Raw genomic sequence first — 15,577 nt, 5'->3', positions numbered from 1 at the left:
CAGAGCTAAGAGAAATAGGATGAAATTAATGAGCAATAAATTTGAAGGGCAACAAAACCCGCTAAATAAAGCAGCGATCATGTTTGCCGACAGCGCCGGATATGCTCATATCATGAATGAAGACGTATGCCTGCCCGCGATTGCCATCAAAAAGAGCGCATTAGAAAATAACATTCAGTGGATGCAGAATTATGCCAATCATTGTGGCATTTCTTTAGCGCCGCACGGTAAAACCACCATGACACCGGCTATTTTTAAAATGCAAATAGCCGGAGGTGCTTGGGGTGTGGGGGTTGGCACAGCATATCAGGCTAAAGTGGCGATAGCGGCCGGGGTTCCGAATATCATTATGGCAAACCAGCTTATTGGGCGTGCCAATATGGCGCTGATTTCTCAGTTAAAGCAGCAGTCTTCCGCAACGTTATTCTGCTGTGTTGATAGCCAGTCGAATGCATTGAAATTGTCTGAATACTTTTCTGCTCATGGTCAAACCATGAATGTACTGATTGAACTGGGATTACCGGGTGGGCGTTGCGGTTGTCGTACTGCGGATGAGGCCGAAGCGTTAGCCGACTATGTCGCGACCTTACCGGGCTTAACACTGGCAGGCGTTGAGTTTTATGAAGGAATTATTCATAGCAATGATGAACAGGGCGATCTGGCAAGAATCGGCGCTTTTATCAGTGAAGTTATCGACCTGACCCAACGGCTAACTAAGAAAGGTCTGTTTATCCATTGCGATGAAGTTTTGTTAACCGGTGCCGGATCGGTATGGTATGACATTGTTTGTCATCAGTTAATGGCGGCAGATTTACCGGACAATATTCGCTATGTTATCCGCCCGGGTTGTTATATTACTCATGATAAAGGCGTGTATGAACAGTCACAGAACGCTTTAACTGCACGCGATAGTCTTGCAGGGCATCTTGAGGGCGGATTAGTATCGGCCTTAGAGCTGTGTGCCTATGTTCAATCATTACCTGAAAAAGGTCTGGCGATTATTGGCTTTGGTAAGCGTGATGCCGCATTTGATGCGGGTTTACCGCAGCCTATAGCACATTACCGTCAAGGTGAAGAACAACCGTTTACCGCGAATGCCATGAAAACGGTGGATGTGATGGATCAGCATGCGATGGTTCGATATAGCGAAAATGTACAACTACAGGTAGGGGATATTCTAGTTTTCTCCACCTCCCACCCTTGTCTGACATTTGATAAATGGAAAACGCTGTTTTTAGTCGATGATAAATATACCGTTCTGGAAGAGATGGATACGTTTTTCTAGTTGAATATCGATATGCGTTGAAGTGGCCAGTTTTATACTGGCCATTTTTGTATGAGTGAGTTTCAGGTTATTCGGCTAAATCGCATCATCGTCAGGTAGATCGAGTAAATGGAAAGAAAAATACCGAAGGGCATAAAGAAACGGCAGCCAATGCTGCCGTTAAACTACGTTATTACTTAACGACAGAACCATCAGGTCGTTTTAAATCTCTGCGATCCCGCCAGCTGGTATATAAGGTAGGAATGGCCGCCTGAATAACGATAAGCAGCAGCCAGACAATCCAGCCTAAATATTTCATGATGGTATAAAAAGAGAAGGTGGATGCATCGTAGCTATCAATAGGTTTGATCGAAACTATGTTTTTAAACATATTCACCATATTGAAACGCCAGCCGTAATGAACAACCCGAGTTAGCTGACTGGCATCATTAGCTGATTGAGCCTGAGCCTGAATATCTGCGCTGTTGAATTTGAAATACCATGGAAAGCTCCAGCCGGTATCTTCATTACGGTAAACCATAATTTTCTTGTTTTGGTCGATGGTATAGATGTAGTACACATCTCGAGTCGGGCCATCGGCCGGATTTTTTGCTGAGATAGGGCCATCGTTATCAACACGTTTAACTTCTGAACCGGTAATTTTTACAATATCGGTTGAAGGCAGATAGAAGCTGCAAAGAAGGCCGGTGCCAATTGCAAAACAAACTAAATAACCTATAAAGATTTTCTTTACTAAAGACATAGAAGTCACGCTTCCCTATGAGTTTTGTTGATGCTCGACATATATTGTATGCCATTGTTGGGGGTGATGCATGAAGAAAAAGTGAAAGTCTCTGAATTTTAGACAATAAAAAGCCCGATAAGTATGAAACGTAAAAGAACTTATCGGGCCAACCTCAATGAGGGATATGAAAATAAAGCAGTGGCACTATTTAAGACGCTGACTTAATCAAATAGTTCAGAGAAAAATGACATTTTTATTAAATATTTTGATATTTTTTTCATTGTATTGATTAATAAGCAAATTAACCTAATATCCCCGGCCAAATTATGATGATAAGTGAACCGGCGAGTGTCAGTAATACGTTAGCGATGGCATAAGTACCGGCATAGCCTAACGCCGGGATATTACTGCGAGCAGTATCGCTGATGATTTCCATGGCCGGCGCGCACGTTCTGGCACCCATAATGGCTCCGAACAGTAGAGCGCGGTTCATACGTAGCACGTAAGCACCAAACAGGTAGCAGATAACCACGGGCACCAGACTAACAATCAGACCTGCCAGCAGCATTTGGCCACCGACTAATCCCAAATTATTACCAATACCGCTACCGGCACTCAGACCAACGCCAGCCATAAATACCATCAGGCCGAATTCTTTTACCATGTTCAGTGCGCCCTGAGGGATATAGCCAAACGTTGGGTGGTTGGCTCGCATAAATCCTAGCATGATACCGGAGAATAACAGACCGGCAGCATTACCAATACCAAAGGAGAAGGTACTGAACTGGAAAGTAATTTGCCCGATCATTAAGCCGAGAATAAAGAAGGCGCAGAAGGCCAGCAAATCGGTAACTTGACTGTGAATAGAGATAAATCCGATACGTTCGGCAACGCTTTTTACCCGATGAGCATCGCCGCTGACCTGTAGAACATCACCTTTATTCAACACAATATTGTCATCGATTGGCATTTCTATCTGGCTACGAATCACCCGGTTAAGGAAACAGCCGTGGTCGGTTAGATTAATTTGGCTCAGTCGCTTACCGACGGCGTTATTATTTTTAACTACGATCTCTTCCGTTACGATGCGCATATCCAGCAAGTCGCGTTCAAATACTTCCATGCCGTTGCGGAAGCTAGGGTCTAAACGAGAATGGGCATCAGGATAACCAACCAGAGAGATTTCATCGTTAATCTGTAAAACCGCATCGCCGTCTGGTGCGGCGATAATACCGTTACGGCGAATTTTTTCTATATAGCAACCAGTTTGACGATAAATGCCCAGTTCACGCAGGTTTTTACCGTCGGACCACGCGACCAGTTCCGGGCCTACGCGATAGGCTCGAATAACCGGGAGATAGACTTTGCGCTGACTATCGTGATCCAGACCGCGTTCACGGGCAATTTGTTGGGCACAGGTCGGGAGATCCTGACGCTGCAATTTAGGCATATAGCGGGCGGCAAAAATCAGACTGACCAGACCAATTAAATAGGTTAATGCATAACCCAAACTTAAGTGATCTTGAGCGGCAGCGAGAAGTGCAGGATCGGCTGTGGTATGCCGCAGTGTATCACCGGCGCCAACCAGTACTGGGGTTGAGGTCATTGAACCCGCGAGCATACCGGCGGTCAGACCGATATCCCATTTCAAGAGTTTGCCCAAGGCTAAAGCAATACACATTGCGCTACCGACTAAAATTAGCGCCAGCATAAAATAGTTTTTGCCATCTCTGAAAAAGATAGCAAAGAAGTTTGGTCCGGCTTCAACGCCAACACAGAAAATAAACAGCATAAAGCCAAGGCTCAGCGCTTCAGTATTAATCGAGAAGTGTTGCTGGCCTAAGAGTAAGGAAACCACTAATACGCCGATTGAACTACCTAGTTGAATTGAGCCCAGTCGTATCTTTCCCAGGCACAGCCCTAGCGCCAGGACAACAAAAAGCAAAAGAATGTAGTTACTGTTAAGCAGGCTGATAATATCAATATTCACAATGTTAACTTTAAAGTCATCTGTAGTGAGTTAATCGTGGATTAATCTTGCATTTCCACATAAAAAGCGCCTTGCACTGACAGACTCTCGGTCAAAAGCAAGGCATTAGTGTTCCTGAATAGTCTAGTCTAAAACTTCTTGAATCGGTCGTCATACGAAAAATTTTGCTTTTATCCTATATGATGAGCAAATTTATTTTTTCATTATTTCTCATCATATTAGTCTGACTGTTTTTTGGTCAGGCTAAGAATAAACAGACAGCAGGAACACAATACAACGGAAGGGCCAGCAGGCGTATCGTAAAAAGCGGAAAAGGTCAGTCCGCCCGTTACTGCAAAGATACCAATAATAATGGCTAGCCCAGCCATTTGTTCCGGGGTTCTGGAAAATCTGCGAGCAGTGGCGGCAGGAATAATTAGCAGTGAGGTAATAATTAATGCGCCAACAAACTTCATGGCCAGACCGATAGTCAGTGCAGTGACTAACATCAGTAATAATCTCATCCGTTCAGGATTAATACCGTCAACGTGGGCCAAATCTGCATTGATAGTCACTGAAAGTAGCGGACGCCACTGCCACCATAAAAGCAGCAGTACTATCGTTACGCCTACGGCAATCATCCACAGATCTGAAATCGTGACGGATAATAGATCGCCAAATAGATAGGCCATTAGATCGACACGGACGTTTGACATCAAACTAATGGTGACCAAGCCTAAAGAGAGGGCGCTATGGGCGAGAATACCCAACAGGGTGTCAACGGCAAATTGAGGGCGACGCTCAAGCCAGACTAAACCAATAGCCAAGAGTAACGTAATAACAATGACGGCATAAAACGGGTTCACATTCAGCAACAGGCCAAATGCCACGCCCAGCAAAGATGAATGAGCCAACGTATCGCCAAAGTAAGACATTCTGCGCCAGACCACGAAAGAACCTAAAGGGCCTGCGGCTAGCGCGAGCAGAACACCGGCCATCCAGCCTGGAAATAATAATTCAATCATACTTTATTACTGCCTGAGTTTTTTAGAATGATACGACCTTTTAGATCATGCTGATGATTATGATGGTGGTGATAAATTGCGAGTTGTTTAGCTCCACGAGAGCCAAACATAGCAATAAATTCAGGATGTTCAGATATGGCTTCCGGGGCACCGGAACAACAGATATGCTGATTCAGGCACAATACTTCATCGGTTTTAGCCATCACCAGATGTAAATCGTGGGACACCATGAGCACCGCACAGTTGAGTTCATTGCGTAATTTTTCTATCAGGTCATACAGCGCTAATTGCCCATTAACATCAACGCCCTGAGTCGGTTCATCAAGCACCAACAGTTGTGGCGTGTTCAGCAGTGCTCTGGCTAATAGAACGCGCTGGGTCTCCCCACCCGAAAGTTTTTGCATCGGCATATTGATCAGATGCTTTGCCTGTACGCGGCTCAAGGCCGGTATGATATCGGATTTTTTTACACCGGGGCGCAGACACATAAAGCGCTCGACGGTTAAGGGCAGTGTGGGATCAAGATGTAGCTTTTGCGGAACATAGCCAATGCGCAAATCTTTCGGACGGGATATTTTACCTGAGGTGGGGGAGACTAATCCCAATACAACTCTGACTAAGGTCGATTTCCCTGCCCCATTTGGACCGAGTAACGTCAATATTTGCCCTTCGTCCAGCGTAAGAGAAATATTGGAAAGGACCTTGCGACGGCCAAAAGTAACACAGATTTTTTCTAAATTAAGCAAACTGGACATTTTCATTTTTCTTGCAGAATTCATGATGTGTTATATTATAACATACCAATGATGATTACTATTGATAGATGAGAATATAACAAATGCAACAGGCAACAAATACAAAATGGCTTAACCGTATGGTATTCGCTGGTACGCTACTTACCGCCAGCATCAGCACTATCGCCTCAGCGGCAGTGTTAACATCGACCAAACCGTTAGGATTTATTGCATCAGCGATCACCGATGGGGTGATTACCACGGAAGTTTTACTGCCCGATGGTGCATCGCCGCACGATTATGCGCTTCGTCCATCAGATGTCCAGAAAATACGTTCGGCTGACCTGGTTATTTGGATTGGTCCAGATATGGAGGCTTTTTTAACCAAGCCATTACAGCAGGTTGATGAAAAGAAAAAAATTCAATTAGCTGAATTGAAGTCGGTGAAACCGTTGTTAAGCCAAGGTAACGTTGAAGACGACCATGATCACGCTCACGAGAGCCATCACGCTGATAAACATGAAGATCATGATGAACATGACCATCATCACGGCAGCTATGATATGCATATTTGGATGTCACCGGAGATTGCAAAACAGTCAGCTATCGCCATCCATGATAAATTATTGGAACTTATGCCACAAAATAAAGACAAACTAGATGCTAATCTTGAGCAATTTGAACAACAACTAAAGCAGACAAAAGCAAATATTGCTAATATAATGCACCCGTTGCGCGGCAAAGGATATTTTGTTTTCCATGATGCTTATGGCTACTTTGAGAAAACCTTCGGTTTAACCCAATCAGGGCATTTTACCGTAAACCCAGAAATCCAGCCCGGAGCGCAGCGATTACATAACATAAGAACACAGTTGGTTGAGCATAAAGCCGTATGCGTTTTTGCTGAGCCACAATTCCAGCCAGCCGTTATCAACGCTGTCGCCCAAGGGACAAACGTCCGGACCGGAACATTAGATCCGTTAGGCAGCAACATAATGTTAGGTAAAGATAGCTATATGCGTTTTTTAACTCAGCTATCCCAACAGTTTACGAGCTGTCTGGAGTAACAGAACGAGGGATTTAAGTAGTGCTGCAAGTGGTTAGAACTATTGCGCTGATGTACAATAATTTTTCACGGCCCCAAAAATTAACTATTGGGGCGCTTTTGTTTCTTACATGGAGCATGCTGGTTTGGCAGGCGGCTATCTATAAGCCCGATGCGGATTCGGCATTGACCAGCCTCACCGCGGTAAACAATACTGCTGAGAGTGATAATTCCGAGCCTATGGATCAGGCGACGCCGGATGATGAGATTCCTAAAGATGAATTAGATGAAACCGCCGTTCCGAATGAGTACGTGGTTTCCAGCGGTGATACGCTGGGGAGTATTTTAACTCAGTTCGGTATTGATTCCTCGGATGTCTATCTGTTAGCCAATAAAAACAGTGCACTAGCTAATCTGAAAATTGGTCAACAGTTAAACTGGACGTTGGATGATGATGGTGCGTTACAATCTCTGACTTGGGTAGTGTCTCGTCGCGAAACACGCACTTATCAGCGCAGTGAAACGAGTTTCGTAGAATCGATTGATACCCTGAAAGGTGAATGGAAAAATAGCGTTGTCACCGGTACGTTAGACGGTAGCTTTGTTTCCAGTGCTAGAGCCGCAGGGTTAAGCAATAGCGAAATTCATGCGGTGACCAAAGCCTTACAATGGCAGTTGGATTTTCGTAAGTTACGTAAAGGCGATCGTTTTTCGGTATTGCTGTCAAGAGAAGAGCTGAACGGAAAAAATGAGCAAAGTCAGCTTGTTGGCGTGAGAATGCAAAGTTCTGGTAAAGATTACTATGCTATTCGCTCCACTGACGGTAAGTTCTATGATCGTGAAGGCTCCGGCTTAGCTAAAGGCTTTTTACGTTATCCTACGCCGAAGCAGTACAAAATTTCATCACCATTTAATCCTCGTCGCTTACATCCGATTACCGGTCGCGTTGCGCCACATAAAGGCGTCGATTTTGCGATGCCAATTGGCTCTCCGGTTCTGGCGGTTGGTGACGGTGAGGTTGTCGTAGCGAAATTCAGCGGCGCTGCCGGTAACTACGTGGCGATTCGCCACGGTCGTCAATACAGCACGCGTTATATGCATTTGAATAAACTGCTGGTTAAACCAGGGCAGAAAGTGAAACGCGGCGATCGTATTGCATTGTCAGGTAATACTGGCCGATCAACCGGACCTCACTTGCATTATGAACTGTGGGTAAATGAGCTGGCCGTTAATCCATTAACCGCAACGCTACCGCGTTCTGAAGGTTTGATGGGTAAAGAGCGTGCAGAATATCTGGCTCTGGTAAAAGACGTCATGCCGCAGCTTCATCTCTAATAGTAAGAAAACGCTGTTGATAACTCAGCAGCGTTTTCTTTTTTCAGCACGTTTCTAAATCTTTTTATTCTTCCGATGAACAGACTAATATGAACAGCAGGGTTGTTCATCTATCTAATGAGTTTTGGCATGCAAAAAAAACAGCGTTCAAATATTGAGTTTATTCCACTCTTTAAAAAGTCCTTCTTTCTACCTAAATATTGGGGGATATGGGCGGCCGTTGGGGTTATGCTCATGTTTGCCTACGTGCCGGTAAAAGTGAGAAACCCGGTGTTAGCGAAAATTGCCAAATTTGCCGCTCGTTTTATTGGTAGTGCCAGAAGGCGGGCGCGGATCAATTTATTTTATTGCTTTCCTGAACTCAGCGAACAGCAGCGTGAAGCGATTATCGATCAAATGTTTGTCACTGCGGTGCACTCGACGATGTTGATGGTGGAGCAAAGCGTACGCAGTCCAGAATACCTGATGAAGCGGGTACGCTGGCATGGTGATGAGCATTTAGATGCTATCCGAGCTTCCGGTCGCAACGTCATTTTTATGGTGCCTCATGGTTGGAGCGTAGATATCCCTGCCATGATGATGGCGGCCCGCGGTCAACCGATGGCGGCGATGTTCCATAATCAGAAAAATGAACTGGTTGACTGGATGTGGAACACGGTACGTCGCCGTTTTGGTGGCCGCATGCATGCACGTCAGGATGGTATCAAACCGTTTATTAGCTCAGTTCGTCAGGGGTATTGGGGATATTACTTGCCCGATCAGGATCACGGTGCGGAACACAGTGAGTTCGTTGATTTCTTTGCCACTTATAAAGCGACCTTACCGGCAGTTGGACGCTTAATGAAAGTATGTCGAGCGGCTATTGTTCCTTTATTTCCGGTTTATCGTGCAGATGAAGGCATGCTGGATATTTATATTAATCCGGAAATGAGTGATATTGCCGAAGCCGATGATCATACCATTGCTCGCCGAATGAATGAGGAAGTGGAAAAATTAGTTTCACCCAATCCTGAACAATATGTGTGGGTATTAAAATTCCTGAAAACCCGGAAAGAGGGTGATATTGAGCCTTATAAACGCCAGGATTTATGGCCGAAAGAGAAGTGATTCGCGCTAAATAAAAAGGAGCCCATAAAGGCTCCTTTTTTGATCGGGCTTAATCAGTTATTCAATGCGCAAAATACGGCAGGTATTAGTACTGCCGATCAAGGCCATAACGTCACCCTGAGTAATAATAACCAGATCCCCAGACATCAAGAACCCTCTGTCACGCAGCTGATTAGTGGCAGCCATTGCCGCACTTAATCCATCGCAATCGCCGGTAAACATGACTGGCGTGACGCCGCGATACAGGGCACACAGGTTTAGGGTTTGCTCATGACGAGACATGGCAAAAATAGGTAAACCGGAGCTGATGCGTGACATCATTAATGCCGTACGGCCAGATTCGGTCATGGCAATAATTGCCTTGATACCTTTCAGATGGTTTGCCGCATACATTGTCGACATGGCAATGGTGTCTTCAATATTGTCAAACTCAACGTCCAGACGATGCTTAGACACGTTCAGATGCGGCATCTTTTCTGCACCTACACACACGCGAGCCATCGCGGCAACAGTTTCAGCAGGATATTGTCCCGCTGCTGTTTCAGCTGAAAGCATAACGGCATCGGTACCGTCCAATACGGCGTTTGCCACGTCCATAACTTCTGCACGGGTTGGCATTGGATTGGTAATCATGGATTCCATCATCTGCGTTGCGGTGATAACGGTACGGTTTAGCTGACGGGCACGCAGGATAAGTTTTTTCTGCACAGCGACCAGTTCTGGATCGCCAATTTCCACCCCCAGATCGCCACGAGCAACCATGATGGAGTCAGAAGCCATAATAATATCGTCAATTGCTTCATCGGTGGCAACGGCTTCAGCGCGCTCTACTTTAGCGATAATTTTAGCCTGACAGCCTGCATCGCGCGCCAGACGGCGCGCATAGTTAAGATCTTCACCGGTACGCGGAAATGAAACTGCCAGATAATCCACTTTGATTTTGGCTGCGGTAATAATATCCGCTTTATCTTTTTCCGTTAGCGCTTCAGCAGAAAGACCACCGCCCAACTTATTTATGCCTTTATTGTTAGAGAGTGGGCCGCCGACGGTCACTTCCGTGAAGACTTTCATATCCTGAACTTCAAGCACTTTCAGTTGTACACGCCCATCGTCCAGCAACAGAATATCGCCGGGAACGACATCGGCGGGTAAACCTTTATAATCAATACCGACTTTCTCTTTATCGCCGTCGCCGACAGACAGGTTGGCATCCAGCAGGAATTTATCACCAACGTTCAGGAACACTTTACCTTCTTTAAAGGTTGAAACGCGGATCTTTGGCCCTTGTAAGTCACCCAGAATAGCCACGTGTTTGCCGAGTTTTGCGGCAATTTCTCTGACTTTATTAGCGCGAATCTGGTGGTCTTCGGGGGTTCCGTGGGAGAAATTTAAGCGGACAACATTGGCACCGGCTGCAATGATTTTTTCTAGATTATTGTCACGGTCAGTTGCAGGGCCTAACGTAGTAACAATTTTGGTTCTTCTAAGCCTTCTGGACATGTATAACTCCATTGAACATGATTAGTTTTTCTACTTAATCAGTATTTTTCAATCGTTAGCAATGTTAAATCCCGGGGGTATTTTTTTACCCGTTGTACTTATTTTTTTGTCAGCGGTCTCAAAATCTGAGGGAGATTTATACCACTATCCAGAGCGCTTCTCAAATTTGAGCTGTCTCGTTTCATATAAGGTTGATGAACGATTGTCTGAAATCATATTTTGTGGCATTAAACGCGAATTATTTGCTTTTATCGAAGCGGGATTGTTTTAGGGCTTCTTTTACACGTTTCAGGTTATCTCGGGCTGCGCTATTACGTAAAGTGAACCCGGTTGCCAGCACATCGATAATAGTAAGTTGAGCCAAACGAGACACCATCGGCATGTAGATATCGGTATCTTCAGGCACATCGAGCAGAATGGATAACTGTGAGGCTTTTGCCAGTGGTGTGCCTTGAGAAGTGATTGCAATAACGGTAGCGCCATTGCTACTGGCAATTTCAGCCAGCTCAACCAAACTTTTGGTTCTGCCACTGTGGGAAATTAATACCACGACATCACCTTGATTGGAATTCATACAGCTCATCCGCTGCATAACGATATCGTCAAAGTAGATAACGGGAACATTGAATCTGAAAAATTTATTCATGGCATCGTGAGCAACGACGGAAGAGGCGCCATAGCCAAAGAATGAGATTTTTTTTGCTTGAGTGAGTAAATTAATGGTGCGATTGATGGCTATAATATCAAGACTGCTTTTTGCCATATTCAGACTCGCTACGGCAGACTCAAAAATTTTATCCGTCAACGCATCGGTGGTGTCATTTTCATCAACATTACGATTTACATAAGGTGTTCCGTTCGCCAGACTTTGGGCCAGAGCCAATTTAAAATCGGGAAATCCTTTGGTATTCAGGCTGCGGCAAAAACGATTAACGGTTGGCTCGCTAACGTTGGCAATTTTCGCTAATGTAGCAATGCTGGAGTGAATGGCCGTCTGTGGCGCGGTCAGAATCGCATCAGCGACTTTTTGTTCTGATTTGCTTAACGAGTCTCTAAATTGGTGAATTCTTTCCAGCATTATTGTATTCCGCAGTGTTTTGCCTATTGCATTCAGAGGAGAAATCAATCCTCGATCTATGGAAATATACTACGGGATATCAGGTTGTGCAGTAATAAAACAGTTTTTTGTAATTTTTTTTCATGATTTTTGACGCAGCGCTTATTTTATCGTTATTGAAATCATGAGGAAAGAAAGCTTTAGTTAAAAATTATTTTAATTTTAGTTGGTTAGGTTTGGTTTTTCCCGGAATTTACTACAAAGTTGATACTTTCTTGCCAGCCTATTTACGGCGGTTAGGTAAAGAGGTACATTACTTCTGTAATAAAGTTACATGAATTTTTAAGCGATTAGCCTCGATAATGCGGTCGCTTAGTGAGGAGATAGTTATGGTGGATGATTCGATAGCTCAGGCCTGTGATTTGGTCATTTTTGGGGCCAAAGGCGATTTAGCGCGCCGTAAGCTATTACCATCACTTTATCAGTTGGAAAAAGCGGGCCATATTCATCCGGAAACGCGGATTTTAGGCGTCGGCAGGGCTGACTGGGATAAAGCCGAGTATACCTCCGTGGTTGAAACCGCGTTGACTACCTTTATGAAGGAAGAGGTCAACCCTGAGATTTGGCAGCGTTTAAGCCAGCGTTTGGATTTTTGTAACTTGGACGTCAACGACAGTCCGGCATTTAGTCAACTAGGCAAAATGCTCGATCAGGAAAATCGTGTCACGATTAACTATTTTGCTATGCCGCCCAATACCTTTGGCGCAATTTGTCGTGGTTTAGGTGAGGCAGGGTTAAATCATGCTCCTAGCCGGGTTGTGATGGAAAAACCGTTGGGTACAGATTTAAAATCATCGCAAGAAATTAACGATCAGGTTGCTGAATATTTCAATGAATCTCAGGTTTATCGTATTGACCACTATTTAGGTAAAGAAACCGTTCTTAACCTGCTAGCACTACGTTTTGCTAACTCGCTGTTTGCGGCCAAATGGGACAATAGCGCGATTGACCATGTTCAGATCACTGTATCTGAAGAAGTGGGTATTGAAGGCCGTTGGGGATATTTTGACAAAGCAGGTCAAATGCGCGACATGGTACAAAACCATTTGCTGCAAATATTGACCATGATCGCTATGTCACCACCGGTGGATTTGAGTGCCGATCGTATCCGCGATGAAAAAGTTAAAGTGCTGCGTTCTCTGAGACAAATTGACCATACTAACATTCGCGAAACGACCGTTCGTGGCCAGTATACCGCCGGGTTCGTACAAGGGCAGAAGGTACCAGGCTATTTGGAAGAAGAGGGTGCCAATAAGCGCAGTAATACTGAAACCTTTGTGTCTATTCGGGTTGATATTGATAACTGGCGTTGGGCTGGCGTACCGTTCTATTTGAGAACCGGTAAACGTTTACCGTCTAAATGTTCTGAAGTGGTGATTTACTTTAAGAATCCGCCAATGAATTTGTTCAGCGACTCTTATCAGTCACTGCCGCCAAATACCTTAACCATTCGTCTTCAGCCGGATGAAGGCGTTGAAGTTCAGATTCTGAATAAGGTACCAGGGCTGGATCATAAACACCGCTTACAGACCACCAAATTGGATTTAAGCTTCTCAGATACCTTCCATGAGGAACATGTGGCGGATGCCTATGAACGCTTGTTGTTGGAAACAATGCGTGGCATTCAAGCGCTGTTTGTCCGTCGGGATGAAGTTGAAGAAGCGTGGAAGTGGGTGGATTCCATTATGAACGCTTGGGCAGCAGATAATGAGCCACCGAAACCGTATCAGGCGGGAACATGGGGGCCTGTTGCTTCTGTAGCGATGATTACCCGTGATGGTCGTTCCTGGAGCGAGTTCGAATAATTTTCAAATAACTGACAAGGTAAAACGATGCCATCTTAAGCTGGGCTAAGATGGCCATCAATGACTGTTAATAAAGGTGACTACTATGGCTGATTTGACTAATTTTCCGTCAACTGATGATTTGAATCGTCGTCTGGCACAACGGATTATCACTGAGCTACAAAAAGGAATTACTAGCAAAGGAAAAGCCAGCCTTGTCGTTTCCGGCGGCAAAACTCCGCTCGGTTTATTTAAATTACTCAGTCAGCAGCCCCTTGAATGGGACAAAGTGACCATTACTCTGGCGGATGAACGCTGGGTTGATTGTCATGATGAAGCTAGCAACGAAAAACTGGTGCGTGAGAATCTGATTCAAGATCAAGCGGCGACCGCTCAGTTTGTCTCGCTAAAAAATGGCAGCCTTACTCCGTTTGATGGCGCAGCAGGTATCGAAAAGTCGTTAAAAGACATCGTTAAACCGTTCGATGTGGTGATTTTAGGGATGGGGGATGACGGCCATACCGCATCACTCTTTCCCGGCGCAGAAAACCTGTTTCCCGCCTTGGATATGAAATCTAAAAAATTATGCATGGGGATGACTCCACTGACGGCACCGCTGGATAGATTAACCTTAACGCTGCCAGCACTGCTTAATAGCCGTCAGATTTTTCTGCATTTAGTGGGGGAGAATAAGCGAGTAGTTTACCATCAGGCTCAGGAAGGGAATGATGTGAATGAAATGCCGGTACGCGCCATTATTCACCAAACGCAAACGCCGGTTGACGTTTTCTGGTCCGCATAATGATTTAAGTAAATTCTGCGTGTGGCTAGTCTACTGTTACACGTTATTTTAACGGCTGTGACGTACCTGTTTCAGGTGTTGACTGGCCATATGGAGATTTCACAAGATGAAAAATTGGAAAGTAAGCGCTGAAAGTATCCTGTCTGATGGACCGGTTGTTCCTGTCATCGTAATAAAAGAACTCAAAGATGCGGTTCCTCTGGCTAAAGCGCTGGTTGCTGGCGGTGTTAGAGTGTTGGAAGTGACGTTACGTACTCCTTGTGCTCTGGATGCAATTCGCGCCATCGCGAAAGAAGTACCTGAAGCAATTATTGGTGCCGGTACGGTATTAAATCCCCAGCAGTTGGCAGAAGTTGCCGCTGCCGGTGGGCAGTTTGCTATCAGCCCGGGGTTAACTGAACCTTTATTACAAGCTGCCGTTGAAGGGAGTATTCCGCTAATTCCTGGCATTAGTAGCGTGTCTGAGTTGATGTTGGGTATGGACTACGGCCTGCGTGAATTTAAATTCTTCCCGGCAGAGGCTAACGGTGGCGTTAAAGCGCTTCAAGCCATCTGTAGCGCCATTTCGCAGGTGCGCTTCTGTCCTACCGGCGGCATTACGCTAAACAATTGCCGTGATTACCTGGCATTACCGAGCGTACTGTGCGTTGGTGGCTCATGGTTAGTGCCTGCCGATGCAATCGCTAAAGGTGATTTTAATCGCATCACTGAGCTGGCTCGTGAAGCGGTAGCCCACGCTAAAAGTTAATTGATCCAAGCGTATTTTAATCAAGCCGGCTTATAATATGAGTCGGCTTGATTTTGCATAATTACTCATACTTTCGGCATTTTCTATATTGGATAACAGAATAAGATATTGTAAATAATTAAATCATACTTCTATTTTAGTGTTTACTTTATCTATTGAGGCATGTAAAAATATGCCCACATATAAATAATATTGGAGGGGTAAGGGCAAATCGTGGTGTTACTACACGACTGACAACCAAAAATTCATGATGAACATTCAACGTTCTCTATTACAAACATCAACGTTCGTTTTCTTTATCTCCGCTATTCTCGCCAGTGAGTTAAACTGGAGCACCGCACGTTAGCGTCTTCTTCGTTGTTGCCTGAAAAGGTATTTCTTACGCAATAATTTTACCGTTAC

At 44.9% G+C, this 15,577-nt stretch carries 13 protein-coding genes; 7 read left to right on the top strand and 6 right to left on the bottom strand.

What is annotated here, in order from left to right; genetic code table 11:
• Positions 1 to 28 precede the first annotated feature (28 nt).
• A complete protein-coding gene (locus EL341_RS09255; protein ID WP_126467628.1) occupies positions 29 to 1,285 on the top strand; it encodes an amino acid deaminase in 1,257 nt (418 codons plus the stop codon).
• Between the two features lie 172 nt (positions 1,286 to 1,457).
• Here the strand turns inward: EL341_RS09255 and EL341_RS09250 are convergent, their stop codons facing one another.
• The 4 genes from EL341_RS09250 to znuC form a co-directional block, all read right to left on the bottom strand.
• Entirely contained in the window at positions 1,458 to 2,027 is a 570-nt protein-coding gene (locus EL341_RS09250) for a DUF1523 family protein (RefSeq protein ID WP_047781114.1), read from the bottom strand.
• Positions 2,028 to 2,310: 283 nt separating this feature from the next.
• The gene (locus EL341_RS09245; RefSeq protein ID WP_047781113.1) at positions 2,311 to 3,999 is read right to left on the bottom strand and encodes an aspartate:alanine antiporter; all 1,689 of its coding nucleotides are present in this window, start codon (positions 3,997 to 3,999) and stop codon (positions 2,311 to 2,313) included.
• A 218-nt stretch (positions 4,000 to 4,217) separates the two neighbouring features.
• On the bottom strand, positions 4,218 to 5,003 hold the full coding sequence (gene znuB / locus EL341_RS09240; protein WP_074822342.1) for a zinc ABC transporter permease subunit ZnuB: 786 nt from the start codon (positions 5,001 to 5,003) through the stop codon (positions 4,218 to 4,220).
• Positions 5,000 to 5,758, bottom strand: coding sequence for a zinc ABC transporter ATP-binding protein ZnuC (gene znuC / locus EL341_RS09235; RefSeq protein ID WP_047781111.1), 759 nt, complete (start codon positions 5,756 to 5,758; stop codon positions 5,000 to 5,002). Before znuC ends, znuB begins: the two co-directional genes overlap by 4 nt.
• Positions 5,759 to 5,877: 119 nt before the next feature.
• Here znuC and znuA point away from each other — a divergent pair, with 119 nt between their 5' ends.
• From znuA to lpxM, 3 genes are all read left to right on the top strand, one after another.
• On the top strand, positions 5,878 to 6,804 hold the full coding sequence (gene znuA, locus EL341_RS09230) for a zinc ABC transporter substrate-binding protein ZnuA (protein ID WP_408634903.1): 927 nt from the start codon (positions 5,878 to 5,880) through the stop codon (positions 6,802 to 6,804).
• A 50-nt stretch (positions 6,805 to 6,854) separates the two neighbouring features.
• Complete coding sequence (mepM, locus tag EL341_RS09225; protein WP_408634902.1) at positions 6,855 to 8,117, top strand: murein DD-endopeptidase MepM; 1,263 nt, start codon at positions 6,855 to 6,857, stop codon at positions 8,115 to 8,117.
• A gap of 129 nt (positions 8,118 to 8,246) precedes the next feature.
• Positions 8,247 to 9,224: a lauroyl-Kdo(2)-lipid IV(A) myristoyltransferase gene (gene lpxM / locus EL341_RS09220; protein WP_074822347.1), complete on the top strand. Its 978-nt coding sequence runs from the start codon at positions 8,247 to 8,249 to the stop codon at positions 9,222 to 9,224.
• A 57-nt stretch (positions 9,225 to 9,281) separates the two neighbouring features.
• Here lpxM and pyk read toward each other — a convergent pair whose 3' ends face one another.
• On the bottom strand, positions 9,282 to 10,724 hold the full coding sequence (gene pyk, locus EL341_RS09215) for a pyruvate kinase (protein WP_114986670.1): 1,443 nt from the start codon (positions 10,722 to 10,724) through the stop codon (positions 9,282 to 9,284).
• 238 nt (positions 10,725 to 10,962) lie between these two features.
• Positions 10,963 to 11,802, bottom strand: coding sequence for a MurR/RpiR family transcriptional regulator (locus EL341_RS09210; RefSeq protein ID WP_047781106.1), 840 nt, complete (start codon positions 11,800 to 11,802; stop codon positions 10,963 to 10,965).
• Between the two features lie 368 nt (positions 11,803 to 12,170).
• Here EL341_RS09210 and zwf point away from each other — a divergent pair, with 368 nt between their 5' ends.
• The 3 genes from zwf (at position 12,171) to EL341_RS09195 (ending at position 15,175) form a co-directional block, all read left to right on the top strand.
• A complete protein-coding gene (gene zwf / locus EL341_RS09205) occupies positions 12,171 to 13,646 on the top strand; it encodes a glucose-6-phosphate dehydrogenase (RefSeq protein WP_047781105.1) in 1,476 nt (491 codons plus the stop codon).
• An 85-nt stretch (positions 13,647 to 13,731) separates the two neighbouring features.
• The gene (gene pgl, locus EL341_RS09200) at positions 13,732 to 14,427 is read left to right on the top strand and encodes a 6-phosphogluconolactonase (protein ID WP_126467624.1); all 696 of its coding nucleotides are present in this window, start codon (positions 13,732 to 13,734) and stop codon (positions 14,425 to 14,427) included.
• 106 nt (positions 14,428 to 14,533) lie between these two features.
• Positions 14,534 to 15,175, top strand: coding sequence for a bifunctional 4-hydroxy-2-oxoglutarate aldolase/2-dehydro-3-deoxy-phosphogluconate aldolase (locus EL341_RS09195; RefSeq protein WP_074822355.1), 642 nt, complete (start codon positions 14,534 to 14,536; stop codon positions 15,173 to 15,175).
• Positions 15,176 to 15,577 lie beyond the last annotated feature (402 nt).

Source organism: Pragia fontium (genome assembly GCF_900638655.1).
GTDB classification, from domain to species: domain Bacteria; phylum Pseudomonadota; class Gammaproteobacteria; order Enterobacterales; family Enterobacteriaceae; genus Pragia; species Pragia fontium.
This window is presented reverse-complemented; position numbering and strand designations above follow the sequence as displayed.